Source organism: Dyadobacter endophyticus (assembly GCF_014641595.1).
GTDB classification, from domain to species: Bacteria; Bacteroidota; Bacteroidia; order Cytophagales; family Spirosomataceae; genus Dyadobacter; species Dyadobacter endophyticus.
This window is the reverse complement of sequence record NZ_BMIA01000005.1, coordinates 243,906-258,156: the sequence shown is the minus strand read 5'-3', so window position 1 is coordinate 258,156 and position 14,251 is coordinate 243,906. Positions and strand designations below refer to the sequence as shown.

The window sequence follows — 14,251 nt, the reverse complement described above, 5'->3', positions numbered from 1 at the left end:
AGTTACTCTTTTAATTTTACATCTCCAAAGAGCGAGGTTACAGTAATTTTGGTTCCTCCTCCGGTGCCGATTTTGCCCTGATAATGTTTCATTTTGTCGGGCCGGCCGTCTTTATCAGGCTGCATAGAAAAATTGACATTTTCGGTCGGATAACTGAATTTGCCGTACGTCACGCTCACATTGAACTGGTTGGCCTCCGCAGGAAGTACTATTGACGAGTACTGTGCCTGGATATCGACATTCTGCGCCGAATGTGTCAGTTCATCGATTTTGAAATTACCCGAATAATTGAGTTTTATCTTGCCGGTGCCGCGGATCGTCCCGATTTTAGCCCCTGAATAGTCGATAGCAGCATCCAGGTTCACCACGTCGCCGATTGTCAACTCGCCGTGCTTGTTGCTCAGCCAGACTTTCTTGGCCTGATCGAGCTTCACATTTGAATACTGGCAATCCAGCTTCCCGCCGTCCATTTTGCCGATTTTAGCGCTGCCGAATTGCACGTCGATCATATTATCAGGGTTTTCGAGCAATGTGGCTATAAAGTTACCATGCTTAGAAAATACGGTGAGCGGAGCGTAAAAGGAAGGAATATCGGTATTTCCAAATTCGTTCCGTATCGTCAGAGAGTTCTCTTTCGGCATGTAGATCGTATAATCGATCTGGATGAAGTTCTTGTCCCCTTTGCTATTGTTCCAGCCGTTCTTACCGAACTGGCTGCGATCGATGCGGGTAACAATGCTGATGAGGTTTTTCGCCCGTTTTTCATCGATATTCACCGAACTGAGATATTCCGCAGCGCGGTTGTCGGAAGGCGCATTGGCGGTCACTACAATTTCGACCTTAATTTCTTCCTTAGCCCACAGATTCACCTTAACGAGACCAAACTGATTGTCGATTTCAAGTGCATCGCTCTTTTTGACATCAAATACCTTTACAATATTCCTCCGCCTCTCTACCAGTCCATTCTGTTCAGAATCGTCGGGATCGAGGGTTGCGCTGGCTACCTGTGGCAGTGTGGCGATCACACTAAATAACAGGAGCGTCGCTATTTTCTTTATCGTTATCATTTTTCACTTTGTTAATACGTTGCAAAATTTCCAGTTGTTGATTCAGAAGATCCACCTGTAATTGCAGGTTCTGAACCATTGCTTCGAGCAGTGCTTCCTGGTTAGGGGCGTTAGATAAGTTGGAACGGAGGTTTTTATAGCTCGATTCCAGACTTTCCAAATCAGCGGAGAAATCTTTGTACAGCTCAGGATTGTTCCGGGCCAGTTTGATGATCTCCTCCCTTTTTTGGTCTATTGCAACATTGTATTGATTGAATTCGCGGGCATATGCGGGGACTTTCAGGGCCACGTTCGGATCACGGGTAATGCCATACTCGTTATTGAGGTAAGCCAGAAACCCGATTCCGAGCGCCAGGAACACCCCCGCGGCAATACGCCAATCGAAATAGGGGTTACTCAGACGCCTGATTTTTTTTTTCGATTTCTCGGGTACTATCGGAATCTCGTTATGTAATTGGCTCTCAATCTGGCTCCATAAAGAATCCTGCGGTAAGAAAGTATCAAATCCATCCCTGTTATCACGCACAAACCGCTCCAATCGATCCTTTTTATCAGAAGAATTTTTCATAGATTAATTAACTTGTCAAGTGTAAATAATAGTCTCAAATCCGTAAGAGTTTTAGGTAAGTATCATTTCTAACTAATGAAAAGCTCATCTGACCAGCATTTCAGTCAATTTCCTTTTCGCCCTCATATATTGCGTCCGGGAGGTCGTTTCGCTGATCCCGAGCACTTCGCCGATTTCTTCATGGTCGTAGCCCTCGAACAAATACAGGCTTAGTACCACCCGGTAACCATCCGGCAATTTCTGTACCGCGTTGCGAACCCTTTCTATTTCGAGCGTCGTGTCGCTCTCATCCAGTCCGAAAGAGTCCTCATTCCGGTCGCTTTGCTCCAAAGTCTCGTGGAATTCCTCGATTTCCACCCATTTTACCTTTCTGCTCCGCATGTGGTTGATAGCCTTATTGACCACGATTTGCTTCAACCATGCCCCAAACGTGGATTGTTGCCTGAACTGGTGGAGATTCGTGAAAGCATCCACGAAGGCCTCCTGCAAAGCATCCTCAGCCTCTCCCAAATGGTTCAGTATCCGCATGCAGATGTTGAACATGGCTTTTGAGTAATGTTTATAAAGCTCGTACTGCGCTTTGCGCTCTCCGAGTTTACAACGCTCTACCAGTTCGACGTGCCGGTCGGGGTAAATTTGTGTTTTCAAGCAGAAGGTTTAGATTTTGAACGTTCTGAATCAAAGACAACTGTTTATACGGCATGTTGCATTTGGTTAAAAATTTTTTCAAAATGCTGCATACCGAACAAAGGGACATACCGTCTTGTTCTTAGAAAAAGGTGGGGTTATCTTTGTGCTGCCTTGATGCAATCTACCGATTTTAGTACATGAAAACTTTCAATATCCCCGATTTTTACCGGAGCCGCATTATCACGCCGATCAAGGAATTTCGCCGTAAAAACGACAAGCTGAAAAGGGATTATTCGCCCACTTTGCTCGATTTCGGACCGGTACAGTTCCTCATCGCACGCCATTTCGGCTTTTGTTACGGGGTAGAGAATGCGATCGATATTGCCTATAAAGCAATTGCTGAAAACCCGAACAAGCGGATTTTTCTTTTGAGCGAAATGATCCATAATCCGGACGTGAACCGCGATCTGATGGAGCGCGGTGTGCAGTTCATTATGGATACCAAAGGCAACCAACTTATCGGCTGGGAGCAGCTTACCACCGAGGATATTGTCATCGTTCCTGCATTTGGTACAACTGTTGAAAACCAGCAGAAACTGTCGGAACTGGGCGTGAACGCATATGTGTATGACACAACCTGCCCATTTGTAGAGAAGGTATGGAACCGGGCGGCGCAGATTGGCGAGAAAGATTATACGATCGTTGTACACGGCAAGCCCAATCACGAGGAAACGCGCGCCACATTCTCGCATAGTAAGGAAAATGCGCCGACCGTTGTGGTCGAGAATATGAAACAGGCCCAGATTTTGGCGGAATACATGACGGGTCTCAGGCCTGCATTGCAATTTTTTGAGGATTTCAAAAACCAGTATTCCGAAGGCTTCGACCCTGAAAAAGACTTGCAGCGTATCGGTGTCGTGAACCAGACAACCATGCTGGCTTCCGACACGCAGGGCATCGCGGATTATCTCAAAAATGCGATGATCCGGCATTACAGCCTGCGTCCCGAACAGGTCGAGGACCGTTTTGCCAATACCCGTGATACATTATGCTATGCGACGAACGATAATCAGGACGCTACGTATGCGCTGCTTACGCACGAGGCGGATCTGGTGGTCGTGGCGGGAGGTTATAACAGTTCGAACACCTCGCATTTAGTCGAGTTGTGTGAACAGAAGTTTCCAACCTATTTTATCGAATCAGTGAATAAAATCCTCGACCGGCAGCTGATCCGCCATTTTGATTTGCATAAAAAGGAAGAAACGGTCACGGAAAACTATATTCCCGACAAAGCTCCCGTACGTATCATGCTCACGTGCGGCGCATCGTGCCCGGATGCAGTGGTGGAAGGAATTCTCGTGCGGCTGCTTTCGTTTTTCGAAGGAACAAAACCGATCGAAGAAGTCATGCGGGCGTTCTGAAAGCGTGCTACCGTTAAATTTTACAGAGACGCCGTTGAATCATTTGAAAGAGGTTATATAAAGCGAATTAACTTATAAAGTCTAATTTAGGCGGATGGTTTTTGATCCTAAAAATCATCCGTTTTTTATATCTTCTTTCCTATGAAAAAGACTGCCATCCTGTGTTCTTTTTGCCTTCTCTTTTTTGTCTGGTTTTTTAGCAGATGCTCTTCTTTTAATGAGATTCGCGTGGCAGGTACCAACTTCACGGAAGAGGTCGGGCAATCGCAAAACCTTGTGTTTACCTTCAACAAGGACCTGGTTTCTGCGGCCGAGCTCAATAACTGGGATTCGACGCAGTATGTGACGTTCGAGCCTGCGGTTCGGGGGAAATTCAAATGGACTGCACCTAACGAACTTGTTTTCTCGCCTGTTGCCGGATTTGGTGCTGCTACGTCCTATAAGGCACAACTCACGGACCTGGTCACGGAGAAGACGGATAAGGAAAAAAAATACAATATTTCCAAAGACCCGATCGCGTTCCATACCCCCTATTTACAACTCGTGGAAACGGAAAGCTGGTGGACACTGTCTCAGGAAACGAGCAGGCAGGAAGCGCGGCTGCGGTTGCATTTCAATTACCCGGTGAATGGGCAGAATGTGGCTGAAAAATTGAAGGTTTTGTCCGGGAACGAGGCATTGCAATACAGGGTATTGCCCTCGCAGGATGAATCGTCGATGACGCTGGCGTTGACCAATATCGGGAAAGCGGACAACAATGAAACGCCGGTCAATATCGCGATTGATAAAGGTGTGAAGGTGCAAAATACTTCATACAGTAGCCAGGAGGCGCTTGCAAGGACCGTCAGCATTCCGTCGCCGCTGCATCTGGAAGTGATGGATATCAAAACCGGGTTTGAGAATAATGCGGGTTATGCGCGGATCGTCACTACGCAGGAGCTGAATAAGGAAAGTATCGCCAATAGCTTTACGATAAGTCCCGAAGCTGCGGTAGAAACCGAACCGACGGAGAATGGCTTTATTCTCCGAGGAGCTTTCAATGAAACGGAAACTTACGTACTGCAACTGAAACAGACACTGAAAGGCATTTTAGGGCAAGCTTTGGAAGAAGAAACTTCGCGGGATCTGTTTTTTGGTAAAATGCCCGCGGCGATCTCGTTTGCTAATAAAAAGGGCCTGTATTTATCTTCCAAAAGTTCGAGAAATATCGGCGTCAATATCGTAAACGTGCCGAAGGTACAGGTACGCATTTCGAAGCTGTACGCCAACAATATCCTGCATTATATCCACAACAACCGCTGGAATGACTATGCGTACGTGGGGGATGACTGGCAGCCAACCGGCAATTTCAATTATAGCGACGACCGCGACAGCCAACTGAGCGATGTAATCGTGAGCAAAACGGTCGAAACTGCAGACCTTTCGAAAGACAAGGGTATTTCGGCATTGAATATTGCATTACCTGACGACAACAAACGGCAGGGCGTGTATCTGGTGGCGGTGAATTCGGAGGAAGAGGCGTACCTGGGCGCGACCAAGCTGGTGTCGATTTCCGACATTGGCCTTATTGCCAAGCAGGGTAAAGATGAGCTCTGGATTTTTGCAAATTCCATTAAAACCAACGAGCCGATCAAGGACCTTGAACTGACGCTCGTCAGTTCCAACAATCAGACTGTTCACACACTCAAAACCGACGGCGACGGCATTGCGCATGTTGATAAGCTAGGCGAGAAAGCGCCTGGCTTCAAGATTGCGATGATCACGGCGAGTTTAGAAGACGATTTCAATTACCTGCTGCTCGAAGATACGCAGGTACTCACTTCCCGATTCGATGTGGAAGGCTTGCGGGACAATGCGTCGGGGTACCAGGTGTTCATTTACGGCCAGCGCGACATTTACCGCCCTGGCGAAACCATGCATTTCAACACGGTGTTGCGGACGCAGGATTGGAAAACGGCGGCGAAAGTGCCTTTGAAACTGCGGTTACTAACTCCGAATGGCCGAGAATTCCGGACATGGCGCAAAACGACCAACGACCAGGGCGCCGTAGAATCGGAAATCCCGCTCGATGCCGGCGTACTGACAGGCACTTATATTCTGGAAGTCTATAATGCGAATGAGGTTTTACTAGGGTCTCAGGCTGTGAGCGTGGAAGAATTTATGCCTGATCGCATTAAAGTAGATCTCAGCGGTGCGGCCAAAGACTATGTTTCAGGGCAAAAAGTGTCGCTGACGGCCACAGCGGTGAACTTGTTTGGCCCTCCTGCCAGCAACCGCACTTACGAGATGGATTTTCAGTTGCAACGAAAAGGCTTTTCTGCCAAAGGTTTTCCTGAATATACATTTGATATACCTGCTGAAACTACCTTCGAGCGCGACAGCCGCCAGGGCACGACGAACGAGCAGGGCCAAGCCAACGAGCAGTTTACATTACTCTCCGGCTTGCAGGATATTGGTGTGTTGGAAGGCAAGATTTATGTAACTGTTTTTGACGAAAACGGAAGGCCGGTAAATAGGTTGCAGCGCTTCGACGTGTACACGCAGCCGGTATTCTACGGCATTCGCCTGCCCGATGCGTACGTTGGGACGAATGCGCCCGTGCCAGTTGATATTGTGGGTGTTGGCAAGAACGGCGCATTGCAAAATGGTACAACCGCAAGCGTCGAAGTAGTGCGCCTCGAATACCAGACGGTTGTTGAAAAGAAATACGACCGCTTACAATACACCTCCCGCAAGCACGAAAAACTGGTTTATTCCAACAAACTGACGCTTTCGGGAGGAAAAGGTACATTCCATTATGTGCCCACAGTTTCGGGCGAATATGAGGTACGTGTGCGGCGCCCGGGCGCTGCGCATTACACGCTCGCGAATTTCTATGCTTACGGCTACGGTTATACCCAATACTCGTCGTTTGAAGTGAGCAATGAAGGGCGAGTGTTGATGGAAACTGATAAAGACCGGTACAAAACCGGCGAATCGGCAAAGGTTCTGTTCAAAACGCCGTTCGACGGGAGGTTACTGGTGACAATAGAGCGGAACAACGTGCTCGAACAGCACATCCTCACAACCGAGAAGAAGGCTGCCGAACTCACATTCAAAATCAAGGAAGAGCATTTGCCGAACGTATTCGTGACAGCGACGCTGATCAGGCCACTGGACGCTTCCGATATGCCCCTGACGGTCGCACACGGGTTCCAGCCTATAATCGTCGACGATCCTGACCGGCAACTGTCTGTTTCCATTACCGCCATTGAGAAATCGAGATCGAAAACGAAGCAACAGATCCGGATTAAGACGGAGCCGAATGCGGAAGTGACGCTAGCCGTGGTAGATGAGGGAATTTTGCAGATCAAAAATTCTAAGACTCCCGATATCCACGGGCATTTTTATCAGAAGCGGGCATTGGAGGTCGTAAGCCATGATTTGTACGCCCAGCTTTTCCCGGAACTGACCATTTCAGGAACGTCCAGCTCGGGTGGTGACGGTTATGATCTGGAAAGACGCATAAACCCGCTCAGCAACGGCCGCACCGAACTGGTTTCGTTTTGGAGCGGTCAGCTGAAAACCAATGGCAGCGGCGAGGCGACTTTCGATGTCAATATCCCCCAATTCAGTGGCGATTTGCGCATTATGGCAGTTGCTTACAAGGATAATGCATTTGGTTCAGCGACCAAAAACATGAAAGTGGCCGACCCGATTGTGATCAGCGCAGGTCTGCCGCGTTTCCTAAGTCCGGGCGACGAACTGGTACTGCCAGTTAATATCAGCAATACAGAAGCCAAAGCGACTACTGCAACAGTTTCCGTGCAACTTTCCGGCCCGCTGGCAGCAGGCTCTGCACCGGTTACCCAAAATATCACTGTACCGGCCGGGAAAGAAAGCCGTGCAGTGTTTGCGGTCAAAGCGGCGGCGGCCATTGGCCTCGGTAAAGTGGTGGTGAAAGTGAATGCCTTCAAAGAAACTTTCGTCAACCAAACCGAAATTACGGTTCGTCCCGCATCGCCGCTGTTGAAAACGAGTGCATCCGGCCTGATTGCTGGCGACAAGCAGGGCCAGATCGACCTGCGGTCGCCATTCATACCTGCGACAAGTACAAGCCAGGTAGTTCTGAGCCGCTCACCGCTTGTCCAGGGAGGCGGAAAGGCGTTATCGACACTGCTGGGTTATCCATATGGTTGTCTCGAACAAACTGTTTCCAAAGCATTTCCGCAGATTTACTTCGCCGACCTTGCGAAGGCAATGGCTGCACCGGTTTACACTGTGAGAAGCGGGGATAGTGATTTTAACCCCATGACCAATGTACAGCAGGCTATCCGCAAAGTAGAATCGCAGCAGCTATTCAATGGGGGAATGGGTATGTGGCCCGGCGCAACACAGGAAGACTGGTGGGCGACCGCATATGCCGTTCACTTCCTGGAGGAAGCGCGCAGGGCAGGTTTTGAAGTAAATGCCAAAACGCTCAGCCGGGCGGTGGAATATCTGACAGCACAGAGCGGCACCACCGCCAACAGGGAAGTGGTCACTGCGAGCACCAACAGCGGGTTGGCTTACGAGGGGCAGCCAACTGGCACGCAAACCAGAAAGACAGTAGCACGTCGTGAGGCCATTTACTCACTTTACGTGCTTGCCCTGGACGGTCATCCAAACCGTGCTTCGATGAATTATTATAAGCAAAACCCGCACCTGCTCACGTTAGACACCAAGTACCTGCTTGCTGGTGCATTTCAACTCACCGGCGATTCACGGAGTTTCAATGCATTGCTGCCCAAGAAGTATGTAGCGGAAAATGCCGGACAATATTTCGATAACAGCTACTCATCACCCCTTCGGAACATGTCGCTCGTACTGAATACGCTGATCGAATCTGACCCTTCCAATGTACAGATTCCCGTGCTTGGACGGCAGCTCTCCCAGGCTATCCAATCGGCTTCGTACCTGAATACGCAGGAAGCTGCGTTTGCGGTGTTGGCTTTGGGTAAACTGGCTAAAAAGACTTCCAACTCCACGGTAACGGCATCTGTTTCGGCGAATGGCAAGGCATTGGGCCAGTTTTCGGGCAAGGAGTTGAAGATCTCGAAAGGCATCATCAATCAGAAGTTGCTCGTGAAAACGCAGGGCAAAGGCGATTTGTACTGGTTCGCGCAGACAGATGGCATGTCGGCGACGGGCAGTTATGTCGAGGAGGATCAGGGGCTCAGCATTCGCCGCCAATTCCTCACACGCAATGGCGCGCCTGCGCAGTCTTTCAAGCAAAATGATTTGATTGTCGTCAAGCTCTCGCTTTCGAGCACCAATGGCCTGCCGGTTGAAAACGTGGTAATTACCGATCTGCTCCCCTCAGGTTTTGAAATAGAAAATCCGCGCATTACCGAGCCTCGCGATATGCCGTGGATTACGAAAGCGGCAGTGCCGGAGTTTTACGATATCCGCGACGACCGCATCCATTTCTTCACGACGGCCGACGCACAGGAAAAAACCTTTTATTACCAGGTAAGGATTGTTTCAAAGGGCATATTTACCGTTGGCCCCGCTGCCGCCGATGCGATGTACCAGGGAGCGTACCGCAGCTATTCGGGCGGCGGGAAGATTACAGTTGAATAAAATTACATAGAAAAGCTACGAAGAATCAATCCGCCGATGATGGCTCCCACAATGGGGGCCGCCACGGGGATCCAGCCGTAGCCCCAGTCGGAGCTGCCTTTGTTGGGAATAGGCAGTATGGCGTGGGCGATCCGCGGGCCAAGGTCACGCACAGGATTGATCGCATACCCTGTCGTTCCTCCGAGCGATAAACCAATGCTCCAAACGAGCATACCGACCAGGTAGGGTGCGACACCCGACGGTATACCACCTTTTTCGGGATCCGACGTGCCCGCGTAGCCGATGGCCACAATGCCGACGATCAGAATAATAGTAGCGAGAAATTCACTTAGGAAATTGGCACCGGTGCTTCTGATGGCCGGATCTGTTGAAAAACAGGCTAGTTTGGCCCCGCCGTCTTCGGTTGCCTTCCAGTGGGGCAGATATTGCAGCCATACCAGCACAGCGCCAAGAAATGCGCCGATCAGCTGGGCGGGAATAAAAGTTGAAATCAGGCTATAATCGTTTTGGAGAACCGCAAAACCCACCGTAACGGCCGGGTTCAAATGTGCCGCCGCGCTTCCGAATGCATTGGCTGTGAACACACCAAACATTACTGCGAAAGCCCAACCCGCGGTTATCACGATCCAGCCGGAGCTTTCACCCTTGGTTTTCTTCAGTACGACATTGGCAACTACGCCATTGCCAAGTAAAATAAGAACCATGGTTCCGACTAATTCTCCAATAAAAGGTGAAGGCTGCATGTGTTTGGTTTAATCAAGGTTTGTGAACGAATATGCGAATAGTTTTATAATTTCTATTTCCAATCCCAAAAAGAATTTTTCGTTTCTGATTTACCATTTTAGGACCATGAATTCTGCTAACTTTGCCTGATAATCAATTTTTGTATTGAAAATCATGTCATTAAATCAGCTTACGGCGATCTCCCCCGTTGATGGCCGTTATTACAAACAAGTGTCTGAACTTTCGGCGTATTTCTCGGAATATGCCCTGATTTATTACCGGGTGTATGTGGAAATCGAATATTTCATAGCACTCTGCGAAATCCCTCTGCCACAGTTATCAGAATTTGACAAGAAAAAATATGCGTCGCTGCGAAAGATCTATGAAGATTTCAGCGAAGCCGACGCACTGCACATAAAGGACATCGAAAAGGTGACCAACCACGATGTGAAGGCTGTCGAATACTTTATCAAAGAGCAATTCGAAAAGCTGGGCATCGAGTCATACCAGGAGTTTATTCACTTCGGCCTTACTTCGCAGGATATCAACAACACGGCGATCCCATTATCGCTCAAAGATGCGATGGAGCGGCAGATCAAGCCATTGTTCCGTCAGGTGTTGTTTGTACTGAAAAGGATGTCCATCGAATGGAAGAATGTACCTATGCTGGCATTCACGCACGGGCAGCCTGCGTCGCCTACACGGGTGGGTAAGGAATTCCTGGTTTTTGTGGAGCGTCTGGAACGCCAGCTCGAAATGCTTGATAAAATCCCGCATTCGGCGAAATTCGGCGGTGCGACCGGTAACTTTAACGCGCACCACGTGGCTTATCCGAAACAGGACTGGATGGCATTCGGCCACCATTTTGTGGAAGGATTGGGTCTGAAAAGAAGCCGCCATACGACGCAGATCGAGCACTACGACAACCTGGCCGCTACTTTCGACTGTTTGAAACGCCTGAACACGATCCTCACCGACCTTAACCGGGATATGTGGACGTACATTTCAATGGGTTATTTCAAACAGAAAATTAAAGCCGGCGAAGTAGGTTCATCGGCGATGCCGCATAAAGTGAACCCGATCGATTTCGAAAATTCGGAAGGTAACCTGGGGCTGGCGTCGGCATTGTTCGAGCATTTCGCGGCCAAATTACCGATTTCCCGTCTGCAACGCGACCTTACCGACTCTACTGTACTTCGTAACATTGGCGTACCAATTGCGCATTTGGCCATTGCCTTGAACTCACTTCTTAAAGGCCTGGGTAAAGTGGAATTGAATGGAGAGGCATTGAAAGCAGAGCTGGAAGAAAACTGGGCCGTAGTATCCGAGGCCATCCAGACCATTCTCCGCCGCGAAAGCTATCCAAAACCTTACGAGGCATTGAAAGAACTGACGCGCACCAACGAAAAAATCACTCACGACTCTATTTCTCGTTTTATCGAAACGCTGGACGTGTCGGAAAAAATACGCGAAGAACTTCGTGCATTGAGCCCATTCAACTACCTGGGCGTTGTAGAAGACAACACGTTTTAAATGATTAACCGGGTCGCCAGCGACCCGGTTAATCATTTAAAATTATTCCCCTCACCCGCACTTCGACGAGCCGCAATCCTTGCAAGTCAGGCAACCCTCCTGGTATAGCAGGTTTGTGGACCCGCAATTCTGGCATTTTTGTTTGGCGGCTTCGGTACCGTCGGGAATATAACGTTTCAACGCGCGCGCCACACCGGCCTTCCAGGTATTGATCGCCTCGTCGAGTTGCAGACTGCTGATCAGGTCTACCACTTTTTCGATGGGCATTCCGTGGCGTAATGTGCTGGAAATCAATTTGGCATAGTTCCAATATTCGGGATTGAATTTGTAAGACAACCCTTCGATTGTCGTCTTGTAGCCCCGGGTGTTTTTGTATTGAAAATCATAACGGGAGCTGCCGTCGGCTTCACGGTTTTTAATAATCAGGCCCTCGTTCACCCAGCGTGGAATCAGAATCCCGTCTTCATCGTCCGCGAAACCAGTAAAGATCTCATAAGGGCGTCCGTCGATCAGGCCGATGAACGCGATCCATTTGTCTTTTTTATTTTGAAAACGCACTACGTCGGCTTCGAGCGTTTGCGGGCGCTCGGTAGGGAATGGTGCTGGGACACCTTCCTGCAACTCCTCTTTTTTCTCTGTATTGGCAATCAACACACCGGAGCGCGAGCCGTCGCGGTAAACAGTAACGCCTTTGCAACCCGCCTTCCAGGCCTCCATGTAGCATTCACCTACCAACTCCTCGGTCACGTCGTTAGGCATGTTGATCGTCACACTGATCGAGTGATCGACCCATTGCTGGATGGCACCCTGCATTTTTACCTTTTTAAGATAATCCACATCATTCGAAGTCGCTTTGTAGTAGGGCGATTTCCTGACGAGTTCATCCAGCTCTTTCTGAGCGTAATTTTTGCTGATATCCAGGCCATTTACCTCCATCCATTGCTTGAAACGATGATGGAAAACAACATATTCCTCCCATGAATCGCCCACCTCGTCCACAAAATCCACACGAACGTCCTTGTCATTTGGATTGACCTTCCTTCTTCTCTTGTAAACCGGAAGGAAAACCGGTTCGATCCCCGAGGTCGTTTGTGACATCAGGCTGGTCGTTCCCGTCGGGGCGATCGTTAGCAATGCGATGTTCCGGCGACCGTATTCCAGCATTTCGTAATAAAGCTGTGCGTCCGCCTCTTTCAGGCGAAGGATAAAAGGGTTGTTTTGCTCCCTTGCCGAATCAAAAATGGAAAATGCCCCTCTTTCTTTGGCAGTGTGAACGGACCCGCGGTAAGCTTCGAGTGCAACGGTTTTGTGAATTTCAACGGCAAATGCATTGCCCTCGTTGCTTCCGTAGCGCAGGCCTAATGCGGCGAGCATGTCGCCTTCGGCAGTGATACCAATACCTGTCCGGCGGCCTTCATTGGCCTTTGTCTGGATATTCAGCCAGAGATTGCGCTCCACGCGTTTCACCTCGGTGTCTTCCGGATCTTCATCGATTTTTTGAAGGATCGCGTCAATCTTTTCAAGTTCGAGGTCGATGATGTCGTCCATCATGCGCTGCGCCGCTGCAATATGCTTTTTGAAAAGGTCCCAGTTGAACTTCGCCTTGTCCGTGAACGGATTTTCGACGTAAGAAAACAGGTTAATAGCCAGCAAACGGCAAGAGTCGTAGGCACAAAGCGGGATTTCGCCGCATGGATTGGTTGAAATGGTCTGGTAACCCAGGTCTGCATAGCAATCGGGAACGGATTCGCGGATGATCGTGTCCCAGAACAAAATGCCCGGTTCGGCGGATTGCCACGCATTATGAACGATTTTCTTCCAAAGCGCCGTCGCGTCGATGTCCTTGATGTGGGACGGATTATCGCTTTTGATCGGATACTGCTGGCGATAGCTCGTTCCGGAATCGACCGCCTTCATAAACGCGTCGTCGATCCGTACCGAAACGTTGGCGCCGGTAACCTTGCCTTGCTCCATTTTGGCATCGATGAAATCCTCGGAATCCGGGTGCTTAATGGCTACCGAAAGCATTAATGCGCCCCTGCGGCCATCCTGCGCCACTTCGCGGGTAGAATTGGAGAAGCGCTCCATAAACGGCACGATACCGGTCGAAGTGAGTGCCGAGTTTTTCACGGGCGAGCCTTTCGGACGGATATGCGAGAGGTCGTGCCCCACGCCGCCGCGGCGTTTCATGAGCTGTACCTGCTCCTGGTCGATCTTCATAATGCCGCCATAGGAATCCGATTCGCCGTTATTGCCGATCACGAAGCAATTCGAGAGCGAGGCAATCTGGTAAGGGTTACCAATGCCGGTCATCGGACTGCCCTGCGGGATGATGTATTTAAAATCCTTGATCAGGTCGAAAACCTCTGTTTCACTCAGCGGGTTCGGATAGCGCTGTTCGATGCGCGCGATTTCCGAAGCAATGCGGCGGTGCATGTCGTCCGGCGTTGCTTCATAGATCGCTCCGAACGAATCTTTCAAGGCATATTTATTAACCCAAACCCGTGCGGCAAGGTCGTCGCCTTTGAAATATTCCAGCGAGGCCTGAAAGGCTTCATCGGCTGTGTAGGTTCTTTCTGATTGTGAAGATTTTATGGTTTCCATTAGATGGCGTCAGGGAAGATTGCTGAGTTTTGTATATTCAAATGTAAATATTTTGAAGGGTTTATGGAAATTAAAATTTAGAAAAGTTTGCAGAATATATTATT

At 49.3% G+C, this 14,251-nt stretch carries 8 protein-coding genes; 3 read left to right on the top strand and 5 right to left on the bottom strand.

What is annotated here, in order from left to right; translation table 11 throughout:
• Positions 1 to 2 precede the first annotated feature (2 nt).
• From IEY24_RS28000 to IEY24_RS27990, 3 genes are all read right to left on the bottom strand, one after another.
• Entirely contained in the window at positions 3 to 1,067 is a 1,065-nt protein-coding gene (locus tag IEY24_RS28000; protein WP_229223303.1) for a hypothetical protein, read from the bottom strand.
• Positions 1,027 to 1,635, bottom strand: a complete 609-nt coding sequence (locus IEY24_RS27995; protein ID WP_188938594.1) for a restriction endonuclease subunit S domain-containing protein — start codon at positions 1,633 to 1,635, stop codon at positions 1,027 to 1,029. The genes IEY24_RS28000 and IEY24_RS27995 overlap by 41 nt, the downstream gene beginning before the upstream one ends.
• 84 nt (positions 1,636 to 1,719) lie before the next feature.
• A complete protein-coding gene (locus IEY24_RS27990) occupies positions 1,720 to 2,283 on the bottom strand; it encodes an RNA polymerase sigma factor (RefSeq protein ID WP_090149524.1) in 564 nt (187 codons plus the stop codon).
• A 179-nt stretch (positions 2,284 to 2,462) separates the two neighbouring features.
• Between IEY24_RS27990 and IEY24_RS27985 the strand changes: the two genes are divergently transcribed.
• Both IEY24_RS27985 and IEY24_RS27980 read left to right on the top strand, forming a co-directional pair.
• Positions 2,463 to 3,686 carry a 4-hydroxy-3-methylbut-2-enyl diphosphate reductase gene (locus tag IEY24_RS27985; protein ID WP_188938593.1) on the top strand — a complete coding sequence of 408 codons (1,224 nt, stop codon included), beginning with the start codon at positions 2,463 to 2,465 and terminating at the stop codon, positions 3,684 to 3,686.
• 141 nt (positions 3,687 to 3,827) lie between these two features.
• Complete coding sequence (locus IEY24_RS27980) at positions 3,828 to 9,287, top strand: alpha-2-macroglobulin family protein (protein WP_188938592.1); 5,460 nt, start codon at positions 3,828 to 3,830, stop codon at positions 9,285 to 9,287.
• A 2-nt stretch (positions 9,288 to 9,289) separates the two neighbouring features.
• Here IEY24_RS27980 and IEY24_RS27975 read toward each other — a convergent pair whose 3' ends face one another.
• Positions 9,290 to 10,030, bottom strand: coding sequence for an MIP/aquaporin family protein (locus IEY24_RS27975; protein ID WP_188938591.1), 741 nt, complete (start codon positions 10,028 to 10,030; stop codon positions 9,290 to 9,292).
• Positions 10,031 to 10,184: 154 nt separating this feature from the next.
• Here IEY24_RS27975 and purB point away from each other — a divergent pair, with 154 nt between their 5' ends.
• Positions 10,185 to 11,543 (top strand): adenylosuccinate lyase, encoded by a 1,359-nt coding sequence (purB, locus tag IEY24_RS27970; RefSeq protein ID WP_188938590.1) that lies wholly within the window; start codon positions 10,185 to 10,187, stop codon positions 11,541 to 11,543.
• 51 nt (positions 11,544 to 11,594) lie between these two features.
• On the opposite strand, the gene IEY24_RS27965 is transcribed toward purB, so the two are convergent.
• On the bottom strand, positions 11,595 to 14,147 hold the full coding sequence (locus IEY24_RS27965) for an adenosylcobalamin-dependent ribonucleoside-diphosphate reductase (protein ID WP_188938589.1): 2,553 nt from the start codon (positions 14,145 to 14,147) through the stop codon (positions 11,595 to 11,597).
• Positions 14,148 to 14,251 lie beyond the last annotated feature (104 nt).

Excerpts from the sequence above, each read along its gene's own strand:
- IEY24_RS27995 (WP_188938594.1), bottom strand. The coding sequence starts at position 1,635 with ATGAAAAATTCTTCTGATAAAAAGGATCGATTGGAGCGGTTTGTGCGT.
- purB (WP_188938590.1), top strand. The coding sequence starts at position 10,185 with ATGTCATTAAATCAGCTTACGGCGATCTCCCCCGTTGATGGCCGTTAT.
- IEY24_RS27980 (WP_188938592.1), top strand. The coding sequence starts at position 3,828 with ATGAAAAAGACTGCCATCCTGTGTTCTTTTTGCCTTCTCTTTTTTGTC.
- IEY24_RS28000 (WP_229223303.1), bottom strand. The coding sequence starts at position 1,067 with ATGATAACGATAAAGAAAATAGCGACGCTCCTGTTATTTAGTGTGATC.
- IEY24_RS27975 (WP_188938591.1), bottom strand. The coding sequence starts at position 10,030 with ATGCAGCCTTCACCTTTTATTGGAGAATTAGTCGGAACCATGGTTCTT.
- IEY24_RS27965 (WP_188938589.1), bottom strand. The coding sequence starts at position 14,147 with ATGGAAACCATAAAATCTTCACAATCAGAAAGAACCTACACAGCCGAT.
- IEY24_RS27985 (WP_188938593.1), top strand. The coding sequence starts at position 2,463 with ATGAAAACTTTCAATATCCCCGATTTTTACCGGAGCCGCATTATCACG.